This window comes from Diaphorobacter sp. C33 (assembly GCF_030503915.1).
GTDB lineage: Bacteria > Pseudomonadota > Gammaproteobacteria > Burkholderiales > Burkholderiaceae_C > Diaphorobacter > Diaphorobacter nitroreducens.
Window position 1 is genome coordinate 1,028,969 of sequence record NZ_CP129980.1, and the last position, 21,535, is coordinate 1,050,503.

Below are 21,535 nucleotides of genomic sequence, written 5' to 3' on the forward strand. Positions count from 1 at the left end.
GCCATCGGAGCCGCACCATGACCAAGCTCGCTCTGCTCAGCCGCAACCGCGTTTCCCGTCGCCAGAAGCGCATCAACGACCCCGAGCAAACACCGCGATCCGGCCTGCAGGTCGGCGAATTGCGGCGACTGCCCAACGTCCTCGGACAGGCTGCGCTCCTGGAATGGCTGGGACAGGCGCCCATCAGCTTCAACCGGGCCTATGTGGGCCTGGCGGGCGGCGTGCTGCAAGCCCTGTGGCTGTCGGCCGCAATGGAGCGCGTCTCCAACGCCAAGGCTCATGAGTTCGAGGTCAATGGCGATTTTGTCTTTTCCATGTCTGAGGCGGAATGCGAAGCTGCCATCGGATTGATCCGCTCGCAGCAGCACAAATGTCGGCGTGACCTGGTTGCATCAGGTCTGATCAGCGTGAACAGTCTGCCGCCTGCACCCCCCGTTTACCGTCTGCACCTCGACTGCCTGGCGCGCAAACTGCTGGCGCAGTCCGCGCCTTTGGCCGAGCACCTGGCTGCATATGAGCCACTGCCAGAGTTGCCTGCGGCATGGGAACGCCAAGCCTGAGACGGAGCCATATCGTGGCCTATCCCGTGCTCGCACCATCAACCACGGCAAGTCCAATGGCTTGCCCACGGCCCTCTATGGAGCCATTTGTAGATGAAGGCGCCGCCCTGCAGCACCTGGGTCAAGGCGGTTTCATTCAGTTCCATCTAGCCCTGGCTGAACAACTAGGTTTCAAGGCGGCATTGTTCCTCGGGCATGCCCTGTACTGGAGCCGCCATCTCGGCAAGAAGGAACCGCAACGTGGTGGCTGGTTCTTCATGACCGCGCGTCAATGGGAGGATGCCACGGGCCTGACAGCGAGGGAGCAGGCCAGCGTGCGTGAGCTGCTGCTGCAAAACCATCTGCTGTTGGAGCGTGTCGCCGGCAGGCCTGCCCGCCTGCACTACCGGGTCGATCTCGCCAGGCTGGCCCAGTGGAGCGGCTTGCAAGCCCACGCTGATGGGGCGCCAGCAATCACCTGGGAAGCGTTCGCACCCTGGCTGAAAACCTCGATCAGCTTCTACCGGCCCCTGGCCCGCATCAGCGGGTCAGTCGCCAGCGGCCTGCTGCTGTCCTATCTCTTGCGCCAGCAACGCGCAGCAGTGCGCTCCGGTGAAGCCACCTTCGAAGGATATTTCCGACTGTCGCACGAGGATGCACGCATCGCCCTGTGTCTTGGCACCAAGACCCAGCGCAATGCGCGTGAACGCCTCAAGGCGCTGGGCTTCCTGCAAGAACGAGCTGGCGGCCTGTGTCATGTGAATCTGCATGCGCTCCAGGATGCCATTGGGCATGTCGAGAAGCTCCCGCAGCCTGCCCGACTGCATGCGGTCGCCAGGCCGCCGGCCGCAGTGGCACCTTCCGCCGAAGGCCTGGCCGACGCGGTGCGCTGGCTGGCAGAAGCCGATCGACGCCCAACGACTGATCCCGTGTTGTATGAGCATCGTGTTCAGGATCAGCTACAGCTGGATCTTTTTGGGCGCTGGCTGACCGACACACCGCAGGGGCAGCAGACCACGCACGTCGTGACACGCATGTTCGGCAATACAAGCGCGAGCCCGGTGCCCGTCGGTAGCTTACATCCCGCGAATCAAAACCATGGAAACTTGTCGGAAATAAGGTGTCAACCTTCTGCCCTTTTGTCGAACCATGAATCCAATGACCATACGACAAAAGGGCAAGCACCTGCCGTTTTGTCGAATCATGGTTGCCGTTTTGTCGAATCTACCTCGCCCTTTTGTCAAACCCATATACAACAACATAACAATCAACCTACAACGACTACCGCGTGCGCCCGCGAGGACGCCTCGGGGTTCGACAAAACGGCAAGTCGTCGTCGGATTTCTGAAACCTCCCCATCCGAAGCCCGGTTGGCGCAACAGGCAAATCGCGCAGCACCCCTGCCAGCAGCGCTTGTCGAACTCGACAACCTGGTCATGCCCAAGGCGCTTGGCATGGAGTGGCACGACGGCGTGCGCCGCACCCTGGCCACTGCACCTGCGGCCATTCACCAGGCCTTGCTGGATGAGCTGGAGGGCCAGCTCGGCCTGCAGGGCAAGACCATCCACAACCCTCCGGGGTACCTGCACGCCCTGATCCGTCGCCATGCCTGCGGCACGCTGGATCTGGCGATGGCGGACAAGGTAGCTGCCGAAAGGACACAGCGAGCACGCCACGAGCAGGCTTTGCTCAAGGCCAGGCAGGAAGCGGAACAGCCTCGACCTGCTGGTGCCCAGGATGCGCAAAAGGCTGAACCTTCGCCGGCCGTGATTGAAGAGCGCCGCAAGCTGCTGACCCTACGTCTCGAGATTGCGGGGAAGGGGAGGGCGGCATGAGCGCGATACGCAATTCGGTGAACCGGGACAGTTTGTCCCACGTGGTAACGGTTACCACGTGGGACGTTTTGTCCCGGCTAGTCAATCTTTAGCAAAGGAGACAGCGATGGATAGCAAGCAACTTTTCACGGAGCTGGTTCACCGCCTTCAACGCTACGACGATTCCATGGTTCTGCATGCGGTGATTCAGCAGCAGGCAGACGTTACCGAACTTCGAACCTCTGCAACTCGGATCGCCTTGGACTTTCTTGGGAATCGCGTTCAGAAGAAGCAGGTACAGCGTGCGTTGGATCGACTGACTGACATGGGCCTTCTGCAAGTCCAAGCGCACCCCAACTACCGCACCCACATCACGGTGGATCGTGAAGCGGTGCAGGCATTGCTTCGCACCCCGGTGAGCGACTACCTGCCAGGCCTGAATAGCGACAGCTTTCCGTTTTTGGATGACCTGAATGCCAGGAGGAAGGCCGAGAGCGGCGTGCTGCCGGCCGGCTGGGGCTGGCCTTCACCGACGTTATCTGAACCCAGGAAGGACGATTCCGTTGAGGCCAAGCCCGAGCCACCTGCACCAATCAAGCATCACTGATTCGCCTGGATCAGCGTTCGTCCCATTGCCCATGCCCCGCTGTCACAACCGAAATCTACCCTCATCACCATGGCCACCACTCGCAACAAGTCACCCAAGAATGCCGCAGCGTCAGCTCCCACCAGCCAGGAAGCTGCCGCAATGCCGAGCATTCCTGCGCCCGTAGGATTCGCCTTCGCCACCGAGCCCAATTCACCGTTTTCTGATGGCTACAGCATCGCCAAGGAGGAAGCGGCTCTGGCCGAGTACATGGCCGGGCCAATGAGTGAGACCGATCCCTTGTATGACAGGTACATCGAGCTGGAAGATCGCAAGGATCGGCTGGAACGGCGCAAGGTGGAGTTCGACGGCCGCAAGGGTGCTGAGTCGGTGGTGACGCGTCAGGAAGCCAGGGCCATTGACGCCCTGGGGGCACTGGTCGATGAGGAGGTCGATCAGATGACGATCCACACCAAGGAGGCCTATCGGATGTTCATGGGCCGCACGCGCGAGCCTGGCAAGGAAGCGGCCCCCATCATCGGCGGGCGGCGCGTGGCTGCGGCCTTGCGTGGGCTGTGGGTTCTGACGGGCTACGACAACCCGTATGCCGATTGGGCCTTGCTGCGCCATGAGCAGACCATCGACGAGATTTGCAAGCGCCTGCGGCGCGAAACCAAGGAAGCTGAATCACTTCTTGCCGATCTCAAGAAGAAGGGCTTGAGCTTCTCGATTCTGCAGTCCGCCGAACCCAAGGTGCTCAACCTAGGTTACCGCTCTCCGTATGGCTATGCGATTTCCACGCTGATCGTGGAGTTCGACTATTTCGTGCGCCTGCAAAAGACCCTGGCCCGCAAGACGCTGCGCTCGGATGACCAGGCACGCCAGGCGATTTCTGAACTGACGCGGTTCATTCGTCGGGTGTTCAATGAGACGGCGCGGTTTGATCGATGGCTCACCCGTGAGGAAGTCAAGGCCCTGTCTCGCAGTGACTTCATCCCGGAATCTGGGGCAGAAGCGCAGAAGCGGGTGGAGTTTGCATCAGAAGTATTCGGTATCGTTCCCAGCGAGGTCTTCACCGGCAAGCTGCATCCGCGCCACTCGCGTCGCCGCACGGGGGATCTAACGGCAGCAGAGCGTCACTTGCTACAGACCCTGGGAGCGCACCTGGACGATATAGCCCAGGGTGGGTCAGGCGCAGGGGCGGATCAATCTGATGCAGGGCTGGTGTGAGGCAAATGTGAGGAAGCTGCGGCAGGGCCGGCATGGTGTGTGTGAAAGGGCTTTTGTGTTGAAAGGGTTGGTGATGGAAAGGGTTGGTGATGGAAAGGGATGAATTCAACGGGCGGGCACCTGGCCGTGATGTCAACTTCCATGGTCGCCCTGCCGCAATGCAGGAAAGTGAGACGTGTCAAGAACGGGTTGACGCAAAGGCCCTTACGGGTAGGGGCACCCGCCCCGAGCTGCGCCAACTGGAGGCAGAGCTTGACAGGCTGGAGCAGCACATGGATGAGCTGATCGAGGCGAGCAAGCGGGTGCATGGCGGACACATCTACCTGGCACGCCATCTGCGGGCTTCAACTGGCTACACGTTTCTGCGCTGGCGCGAGGCCGGTGGCTCCAAGCGGCACCTGTCCTGGGAGCTGGCGCAGCAGATGTATTCGGCGTACCAGCAGCGCACCCGTAGCTGGTACGCGCAGCTCTCCGAGCAGGCGATGAAGGCCAACGATGAACATGTGCGCCTGCGCAAGGAGATCAGGATGATCAGGCGCCGATTGATCAGGAGTGAGCGTGCCGTGTATGCGAAGGCCATTCCGGGATCGAAATGAACTGAGGCATGGATACCCTGGTCTTGTGGCACTGGTGCAGCTGCTGGGCCTTCCTTGAACCGCACCACGAGGAATAAGTGATGCAGAACCTTTTCATTGGCAAGGGCAACCTCGGCGATTCGCCAAAGTTGAAGCATGTTGCCGGCAGGAGCGGCGATTTCACGGTGGCGTCGATGCGTGTCATGTTCGGACGCTATGGCCAGACCGAGGATGGTGGGGTAGAGCAGGTGGGTGGTTTCTGGCGTGAGGTCGAGATTTACGGCGCAAAGGCCGAGGCCTGTGCCAAGCATCTGCGCAAGGGTGCTCGAGTGCTGGTCATCGGTGAGGAACGAGAGTTCACTGCCACGGATGACGATGGCAATGAGGTGCAGGTGATCAAGGTGGTGGCCGAGGATGTGGCGCTTCAACTGTCGCGGATTGAATCCATCACGTTCACGCCATCACGCGCACGGGAAACAGAAGCGGCCGAGGTTTGATATTCCATTGAGCAAATAACCCCATGCGTGAAGCGTCGCCAGTTTTACCCAATGGAGGTTGTCGTGAATATAGCGCATCAATCCGAAAAGACGGAGTGTTTATTCAAGCTCATTGCACTGGAGCCCGAAACACTCGAAAATCTTACTCGCGCCACGGGCTGGAGGCACAAAGAAACCCAAGATATATTACTTAGGCTCATTGCCGATAGTCGAATTACCTGCAGAAATACTAATGGAGGGCGATTTTACACGGTCAAGCAGCGCTCCCCTTTAACAAGTAGCAACCGGATGCAGGGGGCGGAAAGCGTTCTGGCTACGCCCGCAAAGTGTGCCAACGCTCAAGAATATCGCGTGCCAAGGTCATGAGCAGCTCACCATGTTCCAATGCAAGTTGTTCGGCTGCCCTCGCGAAGCAGTCTTAGAGCCGCTCACCTAGTGACGCCGTAGTGCTTGACAGCGTATTCCTTGAAGGTACCGAACGTCTTATCGTCGAGCGCGAACTTGACGCCCGCGTTTGCGGCTGCAAAGGCCTCTGCGTCCCTATACGGTATCGGATTACCACGAATATCGAGGTACGAGAGCCGTTCGCTCTGGTGCAGTGCTTGTAGGCTTTTAACCAAATTACCACTGAGGTCGAGCGTCGTCAAGCGTGGCAACGTAGATAGTCGGCCCTGCAAAATTCACCGCAACATCCAACCCAGCGATCCACAGCGGGTTCTGCGCGCCTGCGTGGCCATAGCCAGCGCCGCAGCCCAGATCCACAGTCGTGCGAGCAGGGGCGCAAAAAGCCCCTTGAGGCCCAAACGCACGATCGCCCGCAGCAGCCAGCGGATGTTGTAGCCGGCTGCGCACAGCACCGCGTGCAACGCATCGCCCATGGATCCCTTGAGCCAGCACCGATCCATGCCGTTGTCGTGTTTCAAGTGCCCTATCGCAGGCTCTACCGCTTGCCTTCTCTTGAGCCAGCGCCGATGCGCTGAGGTGAGGCTTTTGAACTTGCCCCGGTGGATGATTTCAACGCCCGGGTTGTGTGCATCCACCCCTCTGAAGCCCAGATCGACGACCACCTGCTTGGGGCTGCGGCCCGTGTCTTCGGTCAGGATCGTTACCTGCTCGAGTTGCTCAGCCAAGGTGTGGCCGTCATAGGGGTTGCCGGTAAAGCTGCGTGCGCCCACCATCAGCCCCTGCCTGTGCGTTACCGCCACGCTGACCTTCACGCCGAACTCGTAAGGTTTCCTGGCCTTGCCCTTGCCAATGCACTCGACCTCCGGTGCGTGCATGGCATACAGCTTGTTCTTGTCTTTGGGTTGCTGGGTGCGGATGCGCTCGGCGCGCTGCATCAGATCGTGCAGGGCGGTCAGCGCCTCGGCCGGCACTTGAGGCATCTGCTTGATCTTGCGCCCCACCTCGCGCAACACGATGCCGAGGATGGTGCGCTGGCGCTTGACGGTCTTCTTGAGTCGCTTGAACTGCTTGGCATGGGCGTAGCCGCCGGCCTTGCGCCGCAAGGCCTTGCCTTCGCGCACAAAGGTCTGCTTCAGGGGGTCTCCTCGTTTTCAGTGCAATAAGTGACGGTACGCAAAGCTAGCACTGGCGCGGGGGTGGTCTGGGTAGACCGTTGATTTCATTGACTTTCCTGTTCGCTTTGTAAACGGGTATGGTGGCCTCCCACTTTTGAGGTTCACGATGCAGGGTTGGCACACAACGTTTTTGGGGATGCGTGGGCTCCCCCGCGATATCAGCGACTTCGAGATGAAGGCATTTTTCACCTTCGATGGTGCCGAGCGCGACGCAATCAATGCACGCCGAGGTGATTCCCACAAGCTTGGTCTGGCGCTCCATATTGGTTTCCTGCGCATGAGTGGGCGTTTGCTCGGTGCCTTTCGGGTAATTCCAGTAGCCTTGTGGCGCCACCTTGGCAACGAGCTTGGCATTGCAGCACCAGAAGTCGCCTCGCTGAGAGCCATGTATGAACGCGGGCGCACGCTATTCGATCACCAACAAGTAGCCTGCACGGTCCTTGGATTCCAGTGGATGAGCGAGCACCAGCGCCGCTCACTGGTACGTGAACTGCGCGACGAAGTGGCGCGCTGCGCCGACCGCGATCAGCTACTCGTGCGGGCGCGTCAATGGCTGTACAAGAACAAGCTGGTGATCGTGCACGAGCGGGCAATTCGGACACTGATTGCGGCGGCACTTGCCCAGCTTGAAGTTGAAACAGGCACCGCCATCGCCGCCAGCGTTGATCCAGCAACACTTGATCGCTGGCGAGCCTCAGTTTCAGAGCTGCGCCCAGATGGACAAACCCAGCAGAGTTGGCTATGGGCTGCACCGGCGAAACACTCAACCCGCCAAATCAGCGAGGTACTGGAGCGCATCGACCTGCTTTACACGCTGGACGTTCATAAGCACCTGGCAGACATCCCCGATCTCATCTTGCGCCGCTACGCGCGCCGACTTGTCTCCAGGCCGCCCTCAGCCGGAGCCAAGATCAAAGAGCCAGCGCGCACCGTGGAGGTCGCATGCTTTCTTCGGTATTGCCTGTTCACCACCACAGACCAGTTGATCCTTATGGTGCAGCGCCGGATCGCCGATCTGTGGCGTCAGGCTGCCGCCGATGTCCCCGCTACCGTCAATTGGGCCGCAATGTACAAAACGCTGCTCGGCGAACTTGTTGCCTTGAGCGCGCAAGGTGCGGTGCCAGATGCTGAGTTGCGTGCCCGTCTTGAAGCCTTGATCACCGAAACCCAGAAACGCAAACCACCGAGCAGGGCCTCCCTGGTCCGCGAGGGATTGATTGATGGAATTCGCCCCGTGCGGTCGTTGCTCGTCGCCATTGCAAAGCTGCCCTGGCAGGCCACCGGCGAGCATCCTGCCATCGAGTACCTTGCCAAGCTGCAAGCTTTATATCTCAAAGGATCCAGAAAGCTGCCAGTTGAAGTGGTGGCACCAAGTCTGGGAATGATCTGGCAGGTTTCGATCTCCAGCCCAGACCGGGAACGGGCGTTTCAGGCGTTGGAGGTGGCCACCCTGTTTGCCCTGCGCCGCGCGGTGCGCAATGGCTCGGTCTGGATTGAGCACAGCCTGAGCTTTCGGGGTCGTGCGCGCTTGTTCTTCACGGACGAGCGTTGGCAGGCAGAGTCCAAGAAACACTATGCCCGTCTATCGTTACCCAGCAAGGCTGCCACTTTCTTGAAGCCTTTGCTGGCCAGAGTAACTGCCGGTGTCGATGCGGTGGCCGCTGCAGCCCGCAGTGGCGTACTGCGCGTGGATGATGAACTCCATTTGTCGCCATTGCCCGCAGAGGACGAAGACCCAGAAGTGACCAAGCTGCGCGCGGCTTTGGATCACCGCATCGGTGAGGTTCAATTGCCGGAAGTGATTCTGGCCGTTGACGCCCAGGTGCGCTTTAGCTGGATCATGCTCGGACGTGAGCCGCGCTCTACCGACGAGCTGCTGATGGTCTATGCCGGCATCATGGCCCACGGCACCAGTCTGACTGCGGTCGAATGCGCGCGCATGATTCCGCAATTGTCTGCCACCAGCATTCGCCAGGCCATGCGCTGGGCGCGGGACGAACGGCGTCTGAGCCAGGCCTGCCAGGCTGTGCTGGAATTCATGCAGCGACACCCGATTGCCGCCACCTGGGGGCGGTCCGATTTGGCATCTTCTGACATGATGACCATGGAGACCACCAAACGGGTGTGGCAAGCCCGGCTTGATCCTCGGCGCAACACACCTTCCATTGGAATCTACTCCCATGTAAAAGACCGGTGGGGCATCTTCCATGCGCAGCCCTTTGTGCTCAATGAGCGCCAGGCGGGCGTGGCCATTGAAGGTGTCATCCGCCAAGAAAAGCTGGAGACCAGCCAGCTTGCTGTGGATACCCATGGCTACACCGACTTTGCCATGTCACATGCCCGTTTGCTTGGTTTTGATCTTTGCCCGCGGTTGAAGGAACTCAAACAGCGCCACCTCTTTGTGCCACGCGGCACCAAAGTGCCCGCAGAAATCGCTGCGGTGTGCGAAGCCAATGTCGACGTCGCTTTGATCGAAAAGCATTGGGATAGTCTGGTGCACCTGGCAGCCTCGGTCATGAGCGGACATGCCAGTGCGGTGGCAGCTCTTGCGCGGTTCGGTTCTGCCGCCCAGGGCGATCCAATCTATGAGGCTGGCGTGCAATTGGGGCGGTTGCTGCGTACGGCGTTTTTGGCTGACTACTTTGTCAAGGACGCTTTCAGGAACGAGTTGCGCCGGGTGCTCAATCGGGGCGAGGCTGTTAACGCCCTCAAGCGCGCCATTTATACCGGCCGGATCAGCCCGGCGCAGGCCAAACGTGTCGATGAAATGCAGGCTGTGGCCGATGCGTTGAGCCTGATGGCCAACATCGTGATGGCGTGGAATACCTCACAGATGCAGGCGGTCCTGGATCGCTGGTCGAACCGCCGCCAGGTCATTCCACCGGAACTGATCGGGAAGATTGCGCCCACCAGGCTGGAGAGCATCAACTTGCGGGGTGTGTTTCGCTTCCCGGTTGACCGCTATGCTGACCAAATCCTGCCTTCGCGGCCAAATGCATCGATAACTGGCACCAATGGATGAAACCGACCACGGTTTGACGCCACGAATCGCAGATTTGAAAGTGAACAGGAAAGTCAATGAAATCAACGATCTACCAACACCACCTCCGCGCCAGTGCTAGCTTTTCGTACCGTCACTTATTGCACTGAAAACGAGGAGACCCCGCCACCGGCTCTGGCAGCACGTGCCAGCCTTCGTCACGCTGGCGGCCTTGAACGACTGGCTGGAGGCGCGTTGCATGACCCTGTGGCACGAGATTGACCACGGCAAACTGCCGGGCACCGTCGCGGACGTCTGGATGCAGGAGCGGGCACTTCTGATGCCGCTGCCACGCCCCTTCGATGGCTTTGTGGAGTACACCAAGCGCGTCTCGCCCACATGCCTGGTGACCTTCGAGCGTGTTCGCTACAGCGTGCCGGCCTCTTTCGCCAACCGCCCGGTGAGCCTGCGCGTCTATGCCCAGCGGATTGTGGTGGCGGCCGAGGGTCAACTGCTCTGCGAGCACCCGCGCGTCATCGACCGCCGCCACGACAGCGCAGGCCACACCGTCTACGACTGGCGCCATTACCTAGCGGTGCTGCAACGCAAGCCCGGAGCGCTGCGCAACGGCGCCCCGTTCGCCGAACTGCCAGCGGCCTTCCGGCAACTGCAGGCCGCTCTGCTCAAGCAGCCCGGTGGTGACCGCGAGATGGTCGAGGTGTTGGCACTGGTGCTGCACCACGAAGAACAGGCGGTGCTGACCGCCGTCGAGCTGGCACTGGAGGCCGGCGTGCCGACCAAGATGCATGTACTCAATGTGTTGCACCGGCTGCTCGACAGCAAGGCCGCGCCACCACCAGTGACCGCACCGCAGGCGCTGCGCCTGGTTCACGAACCGCTGGCCAACGTGAGCCGCTATGACGACCTGCGTGCGTCGGAAGGGAAGGTGCGCCATGCGTCATGACCCCGCCGTTGCAGCCATCGTCATCATGCTGCGCGAACTCAAGATGTTCGGCATGGCGCAGGCCGTCTCAGAGTTGGCCGAGCAAGGCGCGCCAGCCTTCGAGGCCGCGCAGTCGATGCTCTCGCAGTTGCTCAAAGCCGAGACAGCCGAGCGAGAAGTGCGTGCCGTGGCCTACCAGCTCAAACAGGCCAAGCTACCGGCGTACCGGGACTTGGCAGGCTTTGACTTCAGCAGCAGCGAGGTGAACGAGACCCTGGTGCGACAGCTGCACCGCTGCGAGTTCATGGAGAGGGCTGAGAACGTGGTGCTGGTCGGTGGCCCTGGCACTGGCAAGACGCACTTGGCCAGTGCCATCGGGGTGCAGGCCGTCGAGCACCATCGGCGCCGGGTGCGCTTCTTCTCCACGGTCGAGCTGGTCAACTTGCTCGATCAAGAGAAGGTCTGCAACAAAAGCGGACAGATGGCTCACCGCCTGGCCCATATGGACATGGTGGTACTCGACGAGTTGGGCTATCTGCCCTTCAGTGCTTCAGGTGGTGCCTTGCTGTTCCACCTGCTCAGCAAGCTCTACGAGCGCACCAGCGTGGTCATCACGACGAACCTGAGCTTCAGCGAATGGGCCAGCGTGTTCGGCGATGCCAAGATGACCACCGCGCTCCTGGACCGCCTCACGCACCACTGCCATATCCTTGAAACCGGCAACGACAGCTACCGGTTCAAAAACAGCTCCGCTCAACCCCTCAAGAAGGAGTCCAAACCGAAGAAGTTATCCACACCGTGAGCCCTGCAGGGCACTATCCAGGGTGGGTCAATATTGGATGGAAACGGTGGGTCAGGATTCGGTGGAAATCAACACTCGGGCACCAACTCGCGTCGCAGGGAGAGCCACAGAGCTTTTTCGACCACCGCCTGCAGTATGGCCTTGTCCAGGCTCAGATCGGCCACGATCTGCTTGAGCTTGCGGTTTTCTTCCTCCAGCTAGCGCAAGCGGCGCAACTCGGAAGGACCAACTCCGCCGTAACGCTTATTCCAGACGTAGAAGGTCTCCTAGCTGATGCCTAACTTGCGACAGACCTCCTCCACTCGGGTACCCTGCTCAGCTTGTTTGAGGGCAAAAGCGATTTGCTCCTCGGCGAATTTGCTCTTCTTCACGACATGCTCCTGCCCATTCGGCGTTCATCATGCCGGCTCTCTCTGTAACCGAACGGTTCGGTATCCTCGGACGGCGTCATCAACACAAGCGATTTGTACGGAGCATCAAGCAAGCATAGTGTGGGATTAGTGATCAACTCCGGCCGTCCTTCAACCCCGTCACTCGGTTGAACACTACCTTCCCGCCCACCCCATGGTCCGCACGGTCGGCCACAAAGTAGCCGTGGCGCTCAAACTGGAACTTCTGGTCCGGCTTCGCTGCGGCCAGTGAGGGTTCCACGACCGCCGTCACCACCTTCAGGCTGTCGGGGTTCAGCGCGTCCAGGAAGTTCTTGCCGCCCGCGTCGGGTTGCGGGTCGGTGAACAGGCGGTCGTAAAGGCGCACTTCGGCGCTCACGCCGTCGGCTGCGCCCACCCAGGTGATGGCGGCTTTGGCCTTGACGCTGTCGGCGCCGGGGGTGCCGCTCTTGGTGCCGGCGATCACTTTGGCGTGCACTTCGGTCACCTTGCCGTCCGCGTCTTTGGCGCAACCCGAGCATTCGATGACGTAGCCGCCTTTGAGGCGCACCACGTTGCCGGGAAACAGGCGCTTGTAGCCCTTGGGCGGCACTTCTTCAAAGTCTTCGCGTTCGATCCACACGTCCTTGCCGATCTTGAACACGCGGTCGGGCGGGGGCGTTTGCCCTTCGGCTATTGCCGAGTGGGGCAGGGCGGGCTGGGTGCAGTCTTCGGTGTAGCCGTCCGAGCCGAACACTTCGGCCCAGTTGGTGAGCACCAGCTTGACGGGGTCGAGCACGGCCATGCCGCGGTGGGCCTTGTTTTCCAGGTCCTCGCGCAGGCAGCCGTCGAGCGTGCTGTAGTCGATCCAGGAATCGCTCTTGGTGACGCCGATGCGTTCGGCAAATAGCTGGATGGCCTCGGGCGTGTAGCCGCGGCGGCGCAGGCCGACGATGGTGGGCATGCGCGGGTCGTCCCAGCCGCTGACTTTCTTCTCGTTCACCAGCTGCGCCAGCTTGCGCTTGCTGGTGATGACGTAGGTCAGGTTCAGGCGCGCAAATTCGTACTGCCGCGGCGGCGGGGCCTTGAGCAGGCCGCCTTCGATGAGGCGCTCCATCAGCCAGTCGTAGAAGGGGCGCTGGTCTTCGAATTCCAGCGTGGCTATGGAGTGGGTGATCTGCTCCAGCGCGTCCTCGATGGGGTGCGCGAAGGTGTACATCGGGTAGATGCACCAGGCGTCGCCCGTGTTGTGGTGCGTGGCGCGGCGGATGCGGTAGATCGCCGGGTCGCGCATGTTGATGTTGGGCGAGGCCATGTCGATCCTGGCGCGCAGCACGGCGGCGCCGTCGGCGAGCTTGCCGTCGCGCATTTCGCGGAAGCGGGCCAGGTTCTCGTCGGGCGTGCGGGTGCGGAAGGGGCTGTCCACGCCGGGCTTGCCGAAGTCGCCGCGGTTGACGCGCATTTCTTCGGCGGTCTGTTCGTCCACATAGGCGTGGCCGGCGGTGATCAGGTATTCGGCCGCGCGGTACATGAAGTCGAAGTAGTTCGACGCGTAGTACAGGTGGCTCTCTTGTTTGCCGTTGAAGCTGGATTCCCAGTTGAAGCCCAGCCACTGCACCGCGTCGAGGATGGAGTCCACGTACTCCTTCTCTTCCTTCTCGGGGTTGGTGTCGTCAAAGCGCATGTGGCAGACGCCGCCGTAGTCGCGCGCCAGGCCGAAGTTCAGGCAGATGCTCTTGGCGTGGCCCACGTGCAGGTAGCCGTTGGGCTCGGGCGGGAAGCGGGTACGGATCTTGGCCGGGTCGGGCTGGCCGGCGGAGTGGAAGGAAGCATCACCCGGGCCACCTCCCCACTGACGCTGGGCGTAGGTGCCCGTCTCGAGGTCTTTCTCGATGATCTGGCGCAGGAAGTTTGACGTCCTGAGCGCCTGGCCCTCTATTTCTGCAGGAGCTTGGTAGCGTGGAGAGATGCTGGACGAAAGTGACGGGGGGGGCATGGAGTCATTCTAAGGAGAGGCGGAAGCTCCAAGATAATCAAGGTCTAACCCACAACAGGTGTCACGCACTTGAACCAAAGCACTCCCTTGCCGAACGCCTCAATGCTGAACCAGCTTCTGAGGTTCGCACCCACGGCGCGCATGTTTTTCTCGGGAAATCTCTGTACTCTGAAGCAGGGATCCGAGGCTGATGGACTCAAGCAGGGGACGATGCACCTGCTCAGTCGCGGCGAGCTGCAATTGACGCGTAAAGGTTTTGTGCCGTTGATCGTGCGGGCACCCAGCGTGCTGTTGCTTCCCCGCGCGTTGGAGCACTGGGTCCAGGGCTCAGGACCGCAGGGGGTGGACCTGATGTGCGCCACTCTCAGCGAGTTGGCGCCGCCGCTGGACTTGATCTTGCCCGACATCACGGTGATCGACCTGGACGCCACGCCTTCGCTGCAGCGGCTGGTGGAACTGCTGTTCGAGGAAGCCGAGGCGCGTGCATTCGGCTATCGGGCGGCGATCGATCGCCTGCTGCAATACACCTTCGTGGTGCTGGTGCGCCACCTGATCGACCGGCAACTGCTGTCCGGTGGTGTGCTGGAGGCCATGGTCGACAACCGTCTGAGCGTGGTGCTGTCCATGCTGCACGAGTCGCCGGAACACGACTGGACGCTCGACAGCATGGCGGAGCTGGCGCACCTGTCCCGCTCTGCCTTTGCCCTGCGCTTTGTCCAGATGGTGGGCATGCCGCCGCTGACTTACCTGACCCACTGGCGCATGGCGGTGGCCCGCAACCTGCTCGCGCAGGGGCAGGCGGTGAAGGCGGTGGCTGCCCAGGTGGGCTACGGCAATGCCACCGCGTTCGCGCGGGCGTTTCAGCGCGCGACCCGGCAATCGCCCAGCGCCTGGCAGATGGACCATCTGGGCCAGTCGTAGACCCACTTCGCCCCGGTTCTGGACGATTGGTGGCGTGAAGCGGACGCCGGATGCCGTTGTGCTCTGTCGAAAGACCCCGATTTCAGGTTCAATGCCTTGAGGCAGAACCTTGAAGGAGATCACGATGAACCCGAGCGAAAAAGCAGTGCTGGCCGGCGGTTGCTTCTGGGGCATGCAGGACCTGGTCCGCAAGCTGCCTGGCGTGTTGCGCACCCGTGTGGGCTACAGCGGCGGCGATGTGCCCAACGCCACCTACCGCAACCACGGCACCCACGCCGAGGCGTTGGAGGTGGAGTTCGACCCCACGCAGACGAGCTTCCGCGACCTGCTGGAGTTCTTCTTCCAGATCCACGATCCGAGCACCCCGGGGCGCCAGGGCAATGACCGCGGCAGTTCCTACCGTTCGGCCATTTTCTACACCTCGGACGAGCAGCTGGCCACGGCGCAGCAGACCATTGCCGATGTGAATGCCTCGGGTTTGTGGCCGGGCAAGGTGGTCACCGAGCTCGCGCCCGCGGGGCCGTTCTGGGAGGCCGAGCCCGAGCATCAGGACTACCTGGTCAAGCACCCCAACGGCTACACCTGCCACTACCCCCGCGCGGGCTGGAAACTGCCGCGCCGCGAGATCGGCTGACGGCCAGCGCTCAATAACGGTGGGGGTCGGCGCGCCAGCGGGCGGGCCGACCCGGTGTGTCTGTTTTCTTCCTGAGGAGATGGTGATGCAATCCCATTGCATTCAACAGGCGCCCGAGCTGCGGGTGCCGTGGTGGATCGACGGCGAAGGGCGCAGCATGGCGCCGCTGAAGCTGGCCGACCTGGGCGACGGGTTCAAAGTGATCTTCTGCTTCCAGCACTGGTGTCCGGGCTGCCACAGCCATGGCTTTCCGACCCTGCAGAAGCTGATCAAGGCGTTGGGTGATCGCGGCTTCGCGTTTGCCGCGGTGCAGACCGTGTTCGAGGGCGCCGAGTCCAACACCTTCGAGCGCCTGCGCGAGACGCAGCTGCGCTACGGCTTGAACATTCCGTTCGGACACGACCCTGCGATCGGACGGGCGTCGTCGCTCATGGCGGACTACGGGACGCGGGGGACACCGTGGTTTTTGGTGATCGATCCGCTGGACGAGGTGCTCTACAGCGACTTCGAGATCGACGAGCGGCAGCTGATCGGGGCGTTCGGCGCTTCGAACGATGGTCTCAAGGCGGCCTGAAGCCATGCGTGCGTCCACACCAAAGTCCGTGTCGGAGCCGAAGACGCCGGGGACGGGCCCGGCGTTTCGGCTGCCGTTTGACAACAGCTTCTTCCGGGACATGCAGGGGTTCTATGTCCCGTGGAAGCCCGAGCCGTCCCCGGCCCCGGCCTGGGTGCAGTTCAACGGCGCCCTGGCGCTGGAGCTGGGGCTGGAGCCGGCGGCACTGAAGTCTGCGACCGGTCTGGCGTGGCTGTCCGGCGTGGAAGTGCCGGCCGAGGCGGCGCCGCTGGCACAGGCCTACGCGGGGCACCAGTTCGGCCAGTTTTCGCCACACCTGGGGGATGGCCGCGCCTTGCTGCTCGGGGAACTCATCGACACGGCAGGTCAGCGCCGGGACCTGGCCCTCAAGGGGTCGGGCCGTACGCCGTTTTCGCGCCGTGGCGATGGCAAGGCGGCGCTGGGTCCGGCGCTGCGCGAGTACCTCATGGGCGAGGCCATGCACGCGTTGGGCATTCCCACGACGCGTGCGCTGGCGGTGATCCGGACCGGTGAGCGGGTGAACCGCGAGGGCTCGCCCCCCGGGGCGATATTGGTGCGCGTGGCGGCCAGCCACTTGCGGGTCGGCACTTTCGAATTCTTCGCCGCGCGGGATGATTGGGTGATGCTCTGGCGGCTGCTCGACCATGCCGTGGCGCGGCATGACCCCGCCCTCGCCAAGCTTTCCGACAAGGCCATTCCGATGCTGGAGGCCGTCTGTGAGCGGCAGGCGCAGCTGATTGCACGCTGGATGGGCGTGGGCTTCATCCACGGGGTGATGAACACCGACAACATGAGCATCTCGGGCGAAACCATCGACTACGGCCCGTGTGCGTTCATGGAGGGTTTCGATCCGGCCACGGTGTTCAGCTCGATCGACCGCCAGGGGCGTTACGCCTACGGCCAGCAGCCCGCCATCGCGCAATGGAACCTGGCCCGGCTGGCCGAAGCATTGCTGCCGGTTCTGGACGCCCGCGATATCGACGTCGTGGAGCGGGTGGAACAGGTGGTGGCCGGGTTTGCCGCGCGCTTTGACCGGCATTGGACCGAGCAGTTGCGCGCCAAGATGGGATTGGTAGCCACCGAGGCGGAGGACCGCGACCTGGCGGACGACTTCCTGCAGCTGCTGCAGCGGGAAAAGGTGGACTTCACGCTGGCGTTCCGCCTCCTGTCCGACGCCATCACGGGGCCGGATGCCGCACTGCACGACCTGTTCGGGCGGGAGCGCCCGGCGCTCTCGGACTGGCTGGCGCGCTGGCGCCAGCGCATGGCCCGGGAGGGAAGGAGCTTGCAGGACTGCGCCGCAACGGCGTGGTCGGTCAATCCCTTCGTGATCCCGCGCAATCACCAGCTGGAGGCGGCGCTGGCGAGTGCCGTGGACGAGGCCGACCTCGGTCCGTTCGAGCGCCTGCTGGCGGTGCTGGAGCGGCCGTACGAGACGGTGGAGTCCGCGCGGCCCTTCACGCTGCCGGCCCCGCCCGAGGTGGCCGCAGCCCACCGCACCTTCTGTGGCACCTGATTGGGTTGCCCAACGATTTCTGAAAGGAGACTTCGCATGACCACAACGCAACAGGAACCCGGTGTCCTTGGCGAGGCGGCCGCTCCCCTGGGTGTGACCCGGTGGGTGGACGCGTCGGGCCAGGCGCTGGAACACTTCGACCTGGACCGCATGCCCGGCCGGTTCAAGCTCATCTTCTGTTTTCAGGACGCCTGCCCGGGGTGCCATGCGACCGGCTTTCCGGCGCTTGCTCGGGTGGTTGACGCATTTCGGGGAAGCAACTTCGTCGGGTTCGCCGCGGTCCAGACCGTGTTCGAGGACTTCGGCTCGAACACCTGGGAGCGCATGCTGGCCAATCACGCACGATACGCGCTGGGCATCCCATTTGGACACGACGCCGGTGACGGACAGGAAGGGGTGGGCTCGGAGCTGATGCGCCGCTACCGCAACGGCGGCACACCCTGGTTCATCCTGATCGATCCGGATGGCAGGGTGGTCTACAACCATTTCCGGATCGACGCAGACAAGCTCGTCACCTTTCTCAAGCGAATGGAAATCGAACCTGCGGCACCGGAGCCTGGGCCCGATATGTTGACTTGGAAAGGAGTGATTCGACTGGTGGAAACAGGCAACCCGGCACCGCCGCGCCGGGTGGAACTCAGCGAGGCCGAGTGGGCCCAACGGCTGACACCTGAGCAGTTCCGAATCACGCGGCTCAAGGGTACCGAACGAGCGCACAGCTCTTCGATGTGTACGTTGTTTTCGCCTGGAATCTACCGGTGCGTGTGTTGCCGTACTGAGTTGTTCGACGCTTCCACGAAATATGACAGTCGCAGCGGCTGGCCCAGTTTCACGCAAGCGATTGCCCCAGGCCTGGTGGGTTATCACGGTGATAACAGCCACGGCATGGTGCGGGTGGAGACGACGTGCAACGTCTGCGACGCCCACTTGGGCCATGTGTTTCCCGACGGACCCAAGCCCAGCGGCCTGCGCTACTGCATCAACGCCCTGGCACTGGAGAGAGCATGAGCAGCGAAAAGGTGAGCTTCGCCGGCAGCAGCCAGGGCCTGCTAGCGGGTGTATTGGAACGTCCAGACCATGCACCCTTACAAGCCCTCGCGGTGTTCGCCCACTGTTTCACCTGCGGCAAGAACTCTCTCGCGGCAACTCGCATCAGCCGAGCGCTGGCTGAGCAGGGCATCGGTACGCTGCGATTTGATTTCACCGGTCTGGGCGAGAGCGACGGCGACTTCGGGCGCGGTGGCTTTTCATCAAGCGTGGCGGATATCGTAGCGGCGGTGCACTGGATGCAGGGCACGATCGGCACGCCTGCCCTGCTGGTCGGCCACAGCCTGGGGGGGACTGCGGCCATAGCGGCGGCGGCCCGCCTCGACGGTATCCGGGCGGTTTGCACGCTAGGCGCACCTGCGACTGCCGACCACGTGCTTCGCCACTTTGGTCCGGCCGAGTCTGAGGAGGACGGACAGATTCAGGTCGACTTGGGGGGCAGGGCCTTCAGGATTGCGCCAGCCTTCATTGAAGAGCTCCAGGCCCTAGCCGACGAGAACCCGGCCAAGGGGCTTCGCGCGGCCTTGCTGGTCATGCACGCGCCAGGCGACACAGTGGTGGACATCGGCGAGGCACAGGACCTGTTCAAGGCGGCCAGACATCCTAAGAGCTTCATCAGCCTGGACGATGCGGACCATCTGCTCACGCGCCCGGCCGATGCGCAGTATGCAGCTGACCTGATTGGCGCCTGGGCCTCGCGGTTTCTGCCGATGCGAGCCGAGCGAGACGATGCGCCGGCGGACCTTCGTGCGGGCGAGGTGTGGGTGGGTGAGCACGATCACGCCTTCTGGCGATCAATGCGAGCAGGTCCGCACCACCTCGACGCCGATGAGCCCAAGGAAGTGGGCGGTAGCGAACGCGGGCCCGATCCTTATGAACTTCTGCTGATGTCGCTGGGTGCCTGCACATCCATGACATTGCGCCAATACGCCAAGCGAAAAGGCTATGCGCTAAAGGATGTCCAGGTCAGGTTGCGTCATGAGCGCGTATACGCGACCGATTGCCAGGAGTGCGGTGATCGCTCGGGGCAGGTTGACCACCTCACGCGCCAGCTCCTGCTGAGCGGACCGTTGAGCGAAAGCCAGCGACAGGACCTGCTGCGCATTGCCGATCGATGCCCTGTACATCGGACGCTGGAGAACCATCCAGTAATCACAACCACGCTAATTCGCGACTGATCCCAGTCGCTCGTACCCGAAGGAGTCGAAACATGAGAGCCATCTGGAAAGGCACAACAATCGCAGAGAGCGACGACATCGTGGAAGTTGAAGGCAATGCCTATTTCCCGCTCGACTCGTTACGCCCGGAACATATCAAGCCAAGCGATACGCACACCACCTGTCCATGGAAGGGGCGGGCCAGCTACTACAACCTTGTTGTCGGCGAAGATGTGAACGCCGACGCGGCGTGGTACTACCCGTCACCCAAGGATGGTGCAGAGGCCGTGACCGGCAGGGTGGCGTTCTGGCGCGGTGTCGAGGTGCGGCCATGAGTGGAGAACAGCGGTTCGACGCGGTCGTGGTCGGTGCCGGTCAGGCCGGTCCTTTTCTGGGCGCGACATTCGTTGCCCGGGGCATGAAGGTGGCGCTCATCGAGGAGCGGGACCTAGGTGGTACCTGCGTCAATCGGGGCTGTACCCCGACCAAGACCCTGCGCAAGTCGGCTCGCGTGGCTTACATGGCGCGCCGGGCCAGAGAATTCGGTGTGGAAACTGGGCCGGTCCAGGTCAACTTCAAGGCGGCGATGGAGCGCATGCAACGCCGGGTTGACGAGGCTCGCTCAGGCCTGCAGGCCTGGCTGGGCCAGTTGGAAGGACTCACCATCATCAAGGCGCGCGGTCGCCTGGCGGGCCGTGAAGGCGAACAGTTCGTGGTGATGGCCGGCGAGCATCGTTTGGTCGCGCCCAAGGTGGTGCTGAACACAGGCACACGTCCCTTTGTCCCGCCTGTGCCTGGGCTGGCCGAGCTGCCTTTCCTGGATAACGAACAGTTGTTGGCGCTGCGCGAACTGCCGTCTAGGCTGGTGATCATCGGAGGTGGATACATCAGCCTGGAGATGGCACAAATCTTTCGGCGACTGGGGAGTGAGGTTGTCATTCTGGAAACAGGGCCCCGCCTCACAGCCCGCGAGGACGAGGACATTGCTGCTGCTGTGACCGGAATGCTGGCAGCGGAAGGCATTGAAGTGAACACCGGGGTTCGCATCGAACGGGTCGGCAAGGCAGACGATGAGGCAGGGGTAAGGGTGCAGTTGGCTAATGGACGCACTGTGGATGGCAGCCATCTTCTGGTTGCCACCGGGCGCGTACCGAACACCGATGGACTGGGCCTGGATACAGTGGGCTTGGAGGTCAGTGCCCGAGGCTATCTGGCCACGAACGACCGACTCGAAACCTCGGTACCTGGGATCTGGGCGTTGGGCGACGTCAATCAGCGCGGCGCCTTCACCCACACCAGTTATCACGATCAAGACATCGTGGCGGAGAACTTGGCTGGCGGGCAACGCAGCGCCGCCATGCGCGTTGGTATCTACGCCATGTTCACCGATCCTCCGCTGGCCCACGTCGGCCTGTATGAGGCCGACGCGCGGAAACTGGTGGCCGAAGGTCGACGCATTTCCCAGGCCGTTCATGCCATGAAGGACGTCAGCCGCGCGAAGGAAGAAAGTGAAACCGTGGGCAAGATCAAGCTTCTCCTCGATGAGGACAGCGGTCATTTCCTTGGCGCGACCATGCTCGGGATCCAGTCGGACGAGATCATCCAAGCGATCGGTCTGGTGATGGCCAGTGGCGGCACCTGGAAGATGGTCCGGGATGCATTGCCCGTTCACCCGACGGTCACCGAGTTCCTGCCCACCATCATTGATCGACGCAAGCCCTTGACCGCAAGTCCAGGGTGAGCTGGAGGACCCCT

19 protein-coding genes and 3 pseudogenes are annotated in these 21,535 nt (G+C 62.2%); 17 read left to right on the forward strand and 5 right to left on the reverse strand.

Features of this window, described 5'->3' with window-relative positions:
* Positions 1–17 precede the first annotated feature (17 nt).
* The 6 genes from QY917_RS04860 (at position 18) to QY917_RS04885 (ending at position 5,241) form a co-directional block, all read left to right on the forward strand.
* Complete coding sequence (locus tag QY917_RS04860; protein WP_123676608.1) at positions 18–560, forward strand: hypothetical protein; 543 nt, start codon at positions 18–20, stop codon at positions 558–560.
* 77 nt (positions 561–637) lie between these two features.
* Positions 638–2,374, forward strand: a complete 1,737-nt coding sequence (locus tag QY917_RS04865; protein WP_148061013.1) for a hypothetical protein — start codon at positions 638–640, stop codon at positions 2,372–2,374.
* Between the two features lie 106 nt (positions 2,375–2,480).
* Positions 2,481–2,960: a hypothetical protein gene (locus QY917_RS04870; RefSeq protein ID WP_123676612.1), complete on the forward strand. Its 480-nt coding sequence runs from the start codon at positions 2,481–2,483 to the stop codon at positions 2,958–2,960.
* Positions 2,961–3,029: 69 nt separating this feature from the next.
* Positions 3,030–4,169 carry a PFL_4669 family integrating conjugative element protein gene (locus QY917_RS04875; protein WP_123676613.1) on the forward strand — a complete coding sequence of 380 codons (1,140 nt, stop codon included), beginning with the start codon at positions 3,030–3,032 and terminating at the stop codon, positions 4,167–4,169.
* A gap of 272 nt (positions 4,170–4,441) precedes the next feature.
* Positions 4,442–4,765: a hypothetical protein gene (locus tag QY917_RS04880; RefSeq protein ID WP_148061014.1), complete on the forward strand. Its 324-nt coding sequence runs from the start codon at positions 4,442–4,444 to the stop codon at positions 4,763–4,765.
* Positions 4,766–4,845: 80 nt separating this feature from the next.
* Entirely contained in the window at positions 4,846–5,241 is a 396-nt protein-coding gene (locus QY917_RS04885) for a single-stranded DNA-binding protein (RefSeq protein WP_123676615.1), read from the forward strand.
* Here the strand turns inward: QY917_RS04885 and QY917_RS17340 are convergent.
* The 3 genes and pseudogenes from QY917_RS17340 to QY917_RS04895 all read right to left on the reverse strand — a co-directional run.
* On the reverse strand, positions 5,198–5,293 hold the full coding sequence (locus tag QY917_RS17340) for a sortase B protein-sorting domain-containing protein (RefSeq protein ID WP_162844558.1): 96 nt from the start codon (positions 5,291–5,293) through the stop codon (positions 5,198–5,200). The two genes, QY917_RS04885 and QY917_RS17340, sit on opposite strands and share 44 nt — an antisense overlap.
* A gap of 376 nt (positions 5,294–5,669) precedes the next feature.
* Positions 5,670–5,888 (reverse strand): leucine-rich repeat domain-containing protein, encoded by a 219-nt coding sequence (locus QY917_RS04890; RefSeq protein ID WP_162844559.1) that lies wholly within the window; start codon positions 5,886–5,888, stop codon positions 5,670–5,672.
* A 33-nt stretch (positions 5,889–5,921) separates the two neighbouring features.
* Positions 5,922–6,782, reverse strand: a pseudogene (locus QY917_RS04895) (IS5 family transposase); the annotation flags it as partial.
* Between the two features lie 145 nt (positions 6,783–6,927).
* Here QY917_RS04895 and QY917_RS04900 point away from each other — a divergent pair.
* From QY917_RS04900 to istB, 3 genes and pseudogenes are all read left to right on the forward strand, one after another.
* A complete protein-coding gene (locus QY917_RS04900) occupies positions 6,928–9,843 on the forward strand; it encodes a Tn3-like element IS1071 family transposase (protein ID WP_003158660.1) in 2,916 nt (971 codons plus the stop codon).
* Positions 9,844–9,985: 142 nt separating this feature from the next.
* A pseudogene (locus QY917_RS04905) lies at positions 9,986–10,765 on the forward strand (IS21 family transposase); the annotation flags it as partial.
* Positions 10,755–11,546, forward strand: coding sequence for an IS21-like element helper ATPase IstB (gene istB / locus QY917_RS04910; protein WP_123676618.1), 792 nt, complete (start codon positions 10,755–10,757; stop codon positions 11,544–11,546). The pseudogene QY917_RS04905 and the gene istB, both read left to right, overlap by 11 nt.
* 74 nt (positions 11,547–11,620) lie before the next feature.
* On the opposite strand, the pseudogene QY917_RS04915 reads toward istB, so the two are convergent.
* Both QY917_RS04915 and QY917_RS04920 read right to left on the reverse strand, forming a co-directional pair.
* A pseudogene (locus QY917_RS04915) lies at positions 11,621–11,917 on the reverse strand (transposase); the annotation flags it as partial.
* 133 nt (positions 11,918–12,050) lie between these two features.
* Complete coding sequence (locus tag QY917_RS04920) at positions 12,051–13,910, reverse strand: glutamine--tRNA ligase/YqeY domain fusion protein (protein ID WP_302078854.1); 1,860 nt, start codon at positions 13,908–13,910, stop codon at positions 12,051–12,053.
* 141 nt (positions 13,911–14,051) lie between these two features.
* Between QY917_RS04920 and QY917_RS04925 the strand changes: the two genes are divergently transcribed.
* From QY917_RS04925 to QY917_RS04960, 8 genes are all read left to right on the forward strand, one after another.
* A complete protein-coding gene (locus QY917_RS04925) occupies positions 14,052–14,831 on the forward strand; it encodes an AraC family transcriptional regulator (protein WP_162844560.1) in 780 nt (259 codons plus the stop codon).
* 124 nt (positions 14,832–14,955) lie between these two features.
* Positions 14,956–15,465, forward strand: a complete 510-nt coding sequence (gene msrA / locus QY917_RS04930) for a peptide-methionine (S)-S-oxide reductase MsrA (RefSeq protein WP_008652077.1) — start codon at positions 14,956–14,958, stop codon at positions 15,463–15,465.
* A gap of 85 nt (positions 15,466–15,550) precedes the next feature.
* Positions 15,551–16,039: a peroxiredoxin gene (locus QY917_RS04935; RefSeq protein WP_123676748.1), complete on the forward strand. Its 489-nt coding sequence runs from the start codon at positions 15,551–15,553 to the stop codon at positions 16,037–16,039.
* A gap of 4 nt (positions 16,040–16,043) precedes the next feature.
* Positions 16,044–17,576, forward strand: a complete 1,533-nt coding sequence (locus tag QY917_RS04940; RefSeq protein WP_123676621.1) for a YdiU family protein — start codon at positions 16,044–16,046, stop codon at positions 17,574–17,576.
* Between the two features lie 567 nt (positions 17,577–18,143).
* On the forward strand, positions 18,144–18,584 hold the full coding sequence (msrB, locus tag QY917_RS04945; RefSeq protein WP_123676749.1) for a peptide-methionine (R)-S-oxide reductase MsrB: 441 nt from the start codon (positions 18,144–18,146) through the stop codon (positions 18,582–18,584).
* Positions 18,581–19,801: a bifunctional alpha/beta hydrolase/OsmC family protein gene (locus tag QY917_RS04950; RefSeq protein WP_123676622.1), complete on the forward strand. Its 1,221-nt coding sequence runs from the start codon at positions 18,581–18,583 to the stop codon at positions 19,799–19,801. The genes msrB and QY917_RS04950 overlap by 4 nt, the downstream gene beginning before the upstream one ends.
* 32 nt (positions 19,802–19,833) lie before the next feature.
* Positions 19,834–20,115 (forward strand): DUF427 domain-containing protein, encoded by a 282-nt coding sequence (locus tag QY917_RS04955; RefSeq protein WP_123676623.1) that lies wholly within the window; start codon positions 19,834–19,836, stop codon positions 20,113–20,115.
* Positions 20,112–21,521, forward strand: a complete 1,410-nt coding sequence (locus QY917_RS04960; protein WP_123676624.1) for a mercuric reductase — start codon at positions 20,112–20,114, stop codon at positions 21,519–21,521. Before QY917_RS04955 ends, QY917_RS04960 begins: the two co-directional genes overlap by 4 nt.
* Positions 21,522–21,535: the final 14 nt, after the last annotated feature.

Coding starts and splice junctions, on each gene's coding strand:
- QY917_RS04860 (WP_123676608.1), top strand. CDS start 18: ATGACCAAGCTCGCTCTGCTCAGCCGCAACCGCGTTTCCCGTCGCCAG.
- QY917_RS04865 (WP_148061013.1), top strand. CDS start 638: ATGGAGCCATTTGTAGATGAAGGCGCCGCCCTGCAGCACCTGGGTCAA.
- QY917_RS04900 (WP_003158660.1), top strand. CDS start 6,928: ATGCAGGGTTGGCACACAACGTTTTTGGGGATGCGTGGGCTCCCCCGC.
- QY917_RS04870 (WP_123676612.1), top strand. CDS start 2,481: ATGGATAGCAAGCAACTTTTCACGGAGCTGGTTCACCGCCTTCAACGC.
- QY917_RS04950 (WP_123676622.1), top strand. CDS start 18,581: ATGAGCAGCGAAAAGGTGAGCTTCGCCGGCAGCAGCCAGGGCCTGCTA.
- QY917_RS04960 (WP_123676624.1), top strand. CDS start 20,112: ATGAGTGGAGAACAGCGGTTCGACGCGGTCGTGGTCGGTGCCGGTCAG.
- QY917_RS04880 (WP_148061014.1), top strand. CDS start 4,442: ATGGATGAGCTGATCGAGGCGAGCAAGCGGGTGCATGGCGGACACATC.
- QY917_RS04935 (WP_123676748.1), top strand. CDS start 15,551: ATGCAATCCCATTGCATTCAACAGGCGCCCGAGCTGCGGGTGCCGTGG.
- msrA (WP_008652077.1), top strand. CDS start 14,956: ATGAACCCGAGCGAAAAAGCAGTGCTGGCCGGCGGTTGCTTCTGGGGC.
- istB (WP_123676618.1), top strand. CDS start 10,755: ATGCGTCATGACCCCGCCGTTGCAGCCATCGTCATCATGCTGCGCGAA.
- msrB (WP_123676749.1), top strand. CDS start 18,144: ATGTTGACTTGGAAAGGAGTGATTCGACTGGTGGAAACAGGCAACCCG.
- QY917_RS04955 (WP_123676623.1), top strand. CDS start 19,834: ATGAGAGCCATCTGGAAAGGCACAACAATCGCAGAGAGCGACGACATC.
- QY917_RS04920 (WP_302078854.1), bottom strand. CDS start 13,910: ATGCCCCCCCCGTCACTTTCGTCCAGCATCTCTCCACGCTACCAAGCT.
- QY917_RS04875 (WP_123676613.1), top strand. CDS start 3,030: ATGGCCACCACTCGCAACAAGTCACCCAAGAATGCCGCAGCGTCAGCT.
- QY917_RS04885 (WP_123676615.1), top strand. CDS start 4,846: ATGCAGAACCTTTTCATTGGCAAGGGCAACCTCGGCGATTCGCCAAAG.
- QY917_RS04925 (WP_162844560.1), top strand. CDS start 14,052: ATGTTTTTCTCGGGAAATCTCTGTACTCTGAAGCAGGGATCCGAGGCT.
- QY917_RS04940 (WP_123676621.1), top strand. CDS start 16,044: ATGCGTGCGTCCACACCAAAGTCCGTGTCGGAGCCGAAGACGCCGGGG.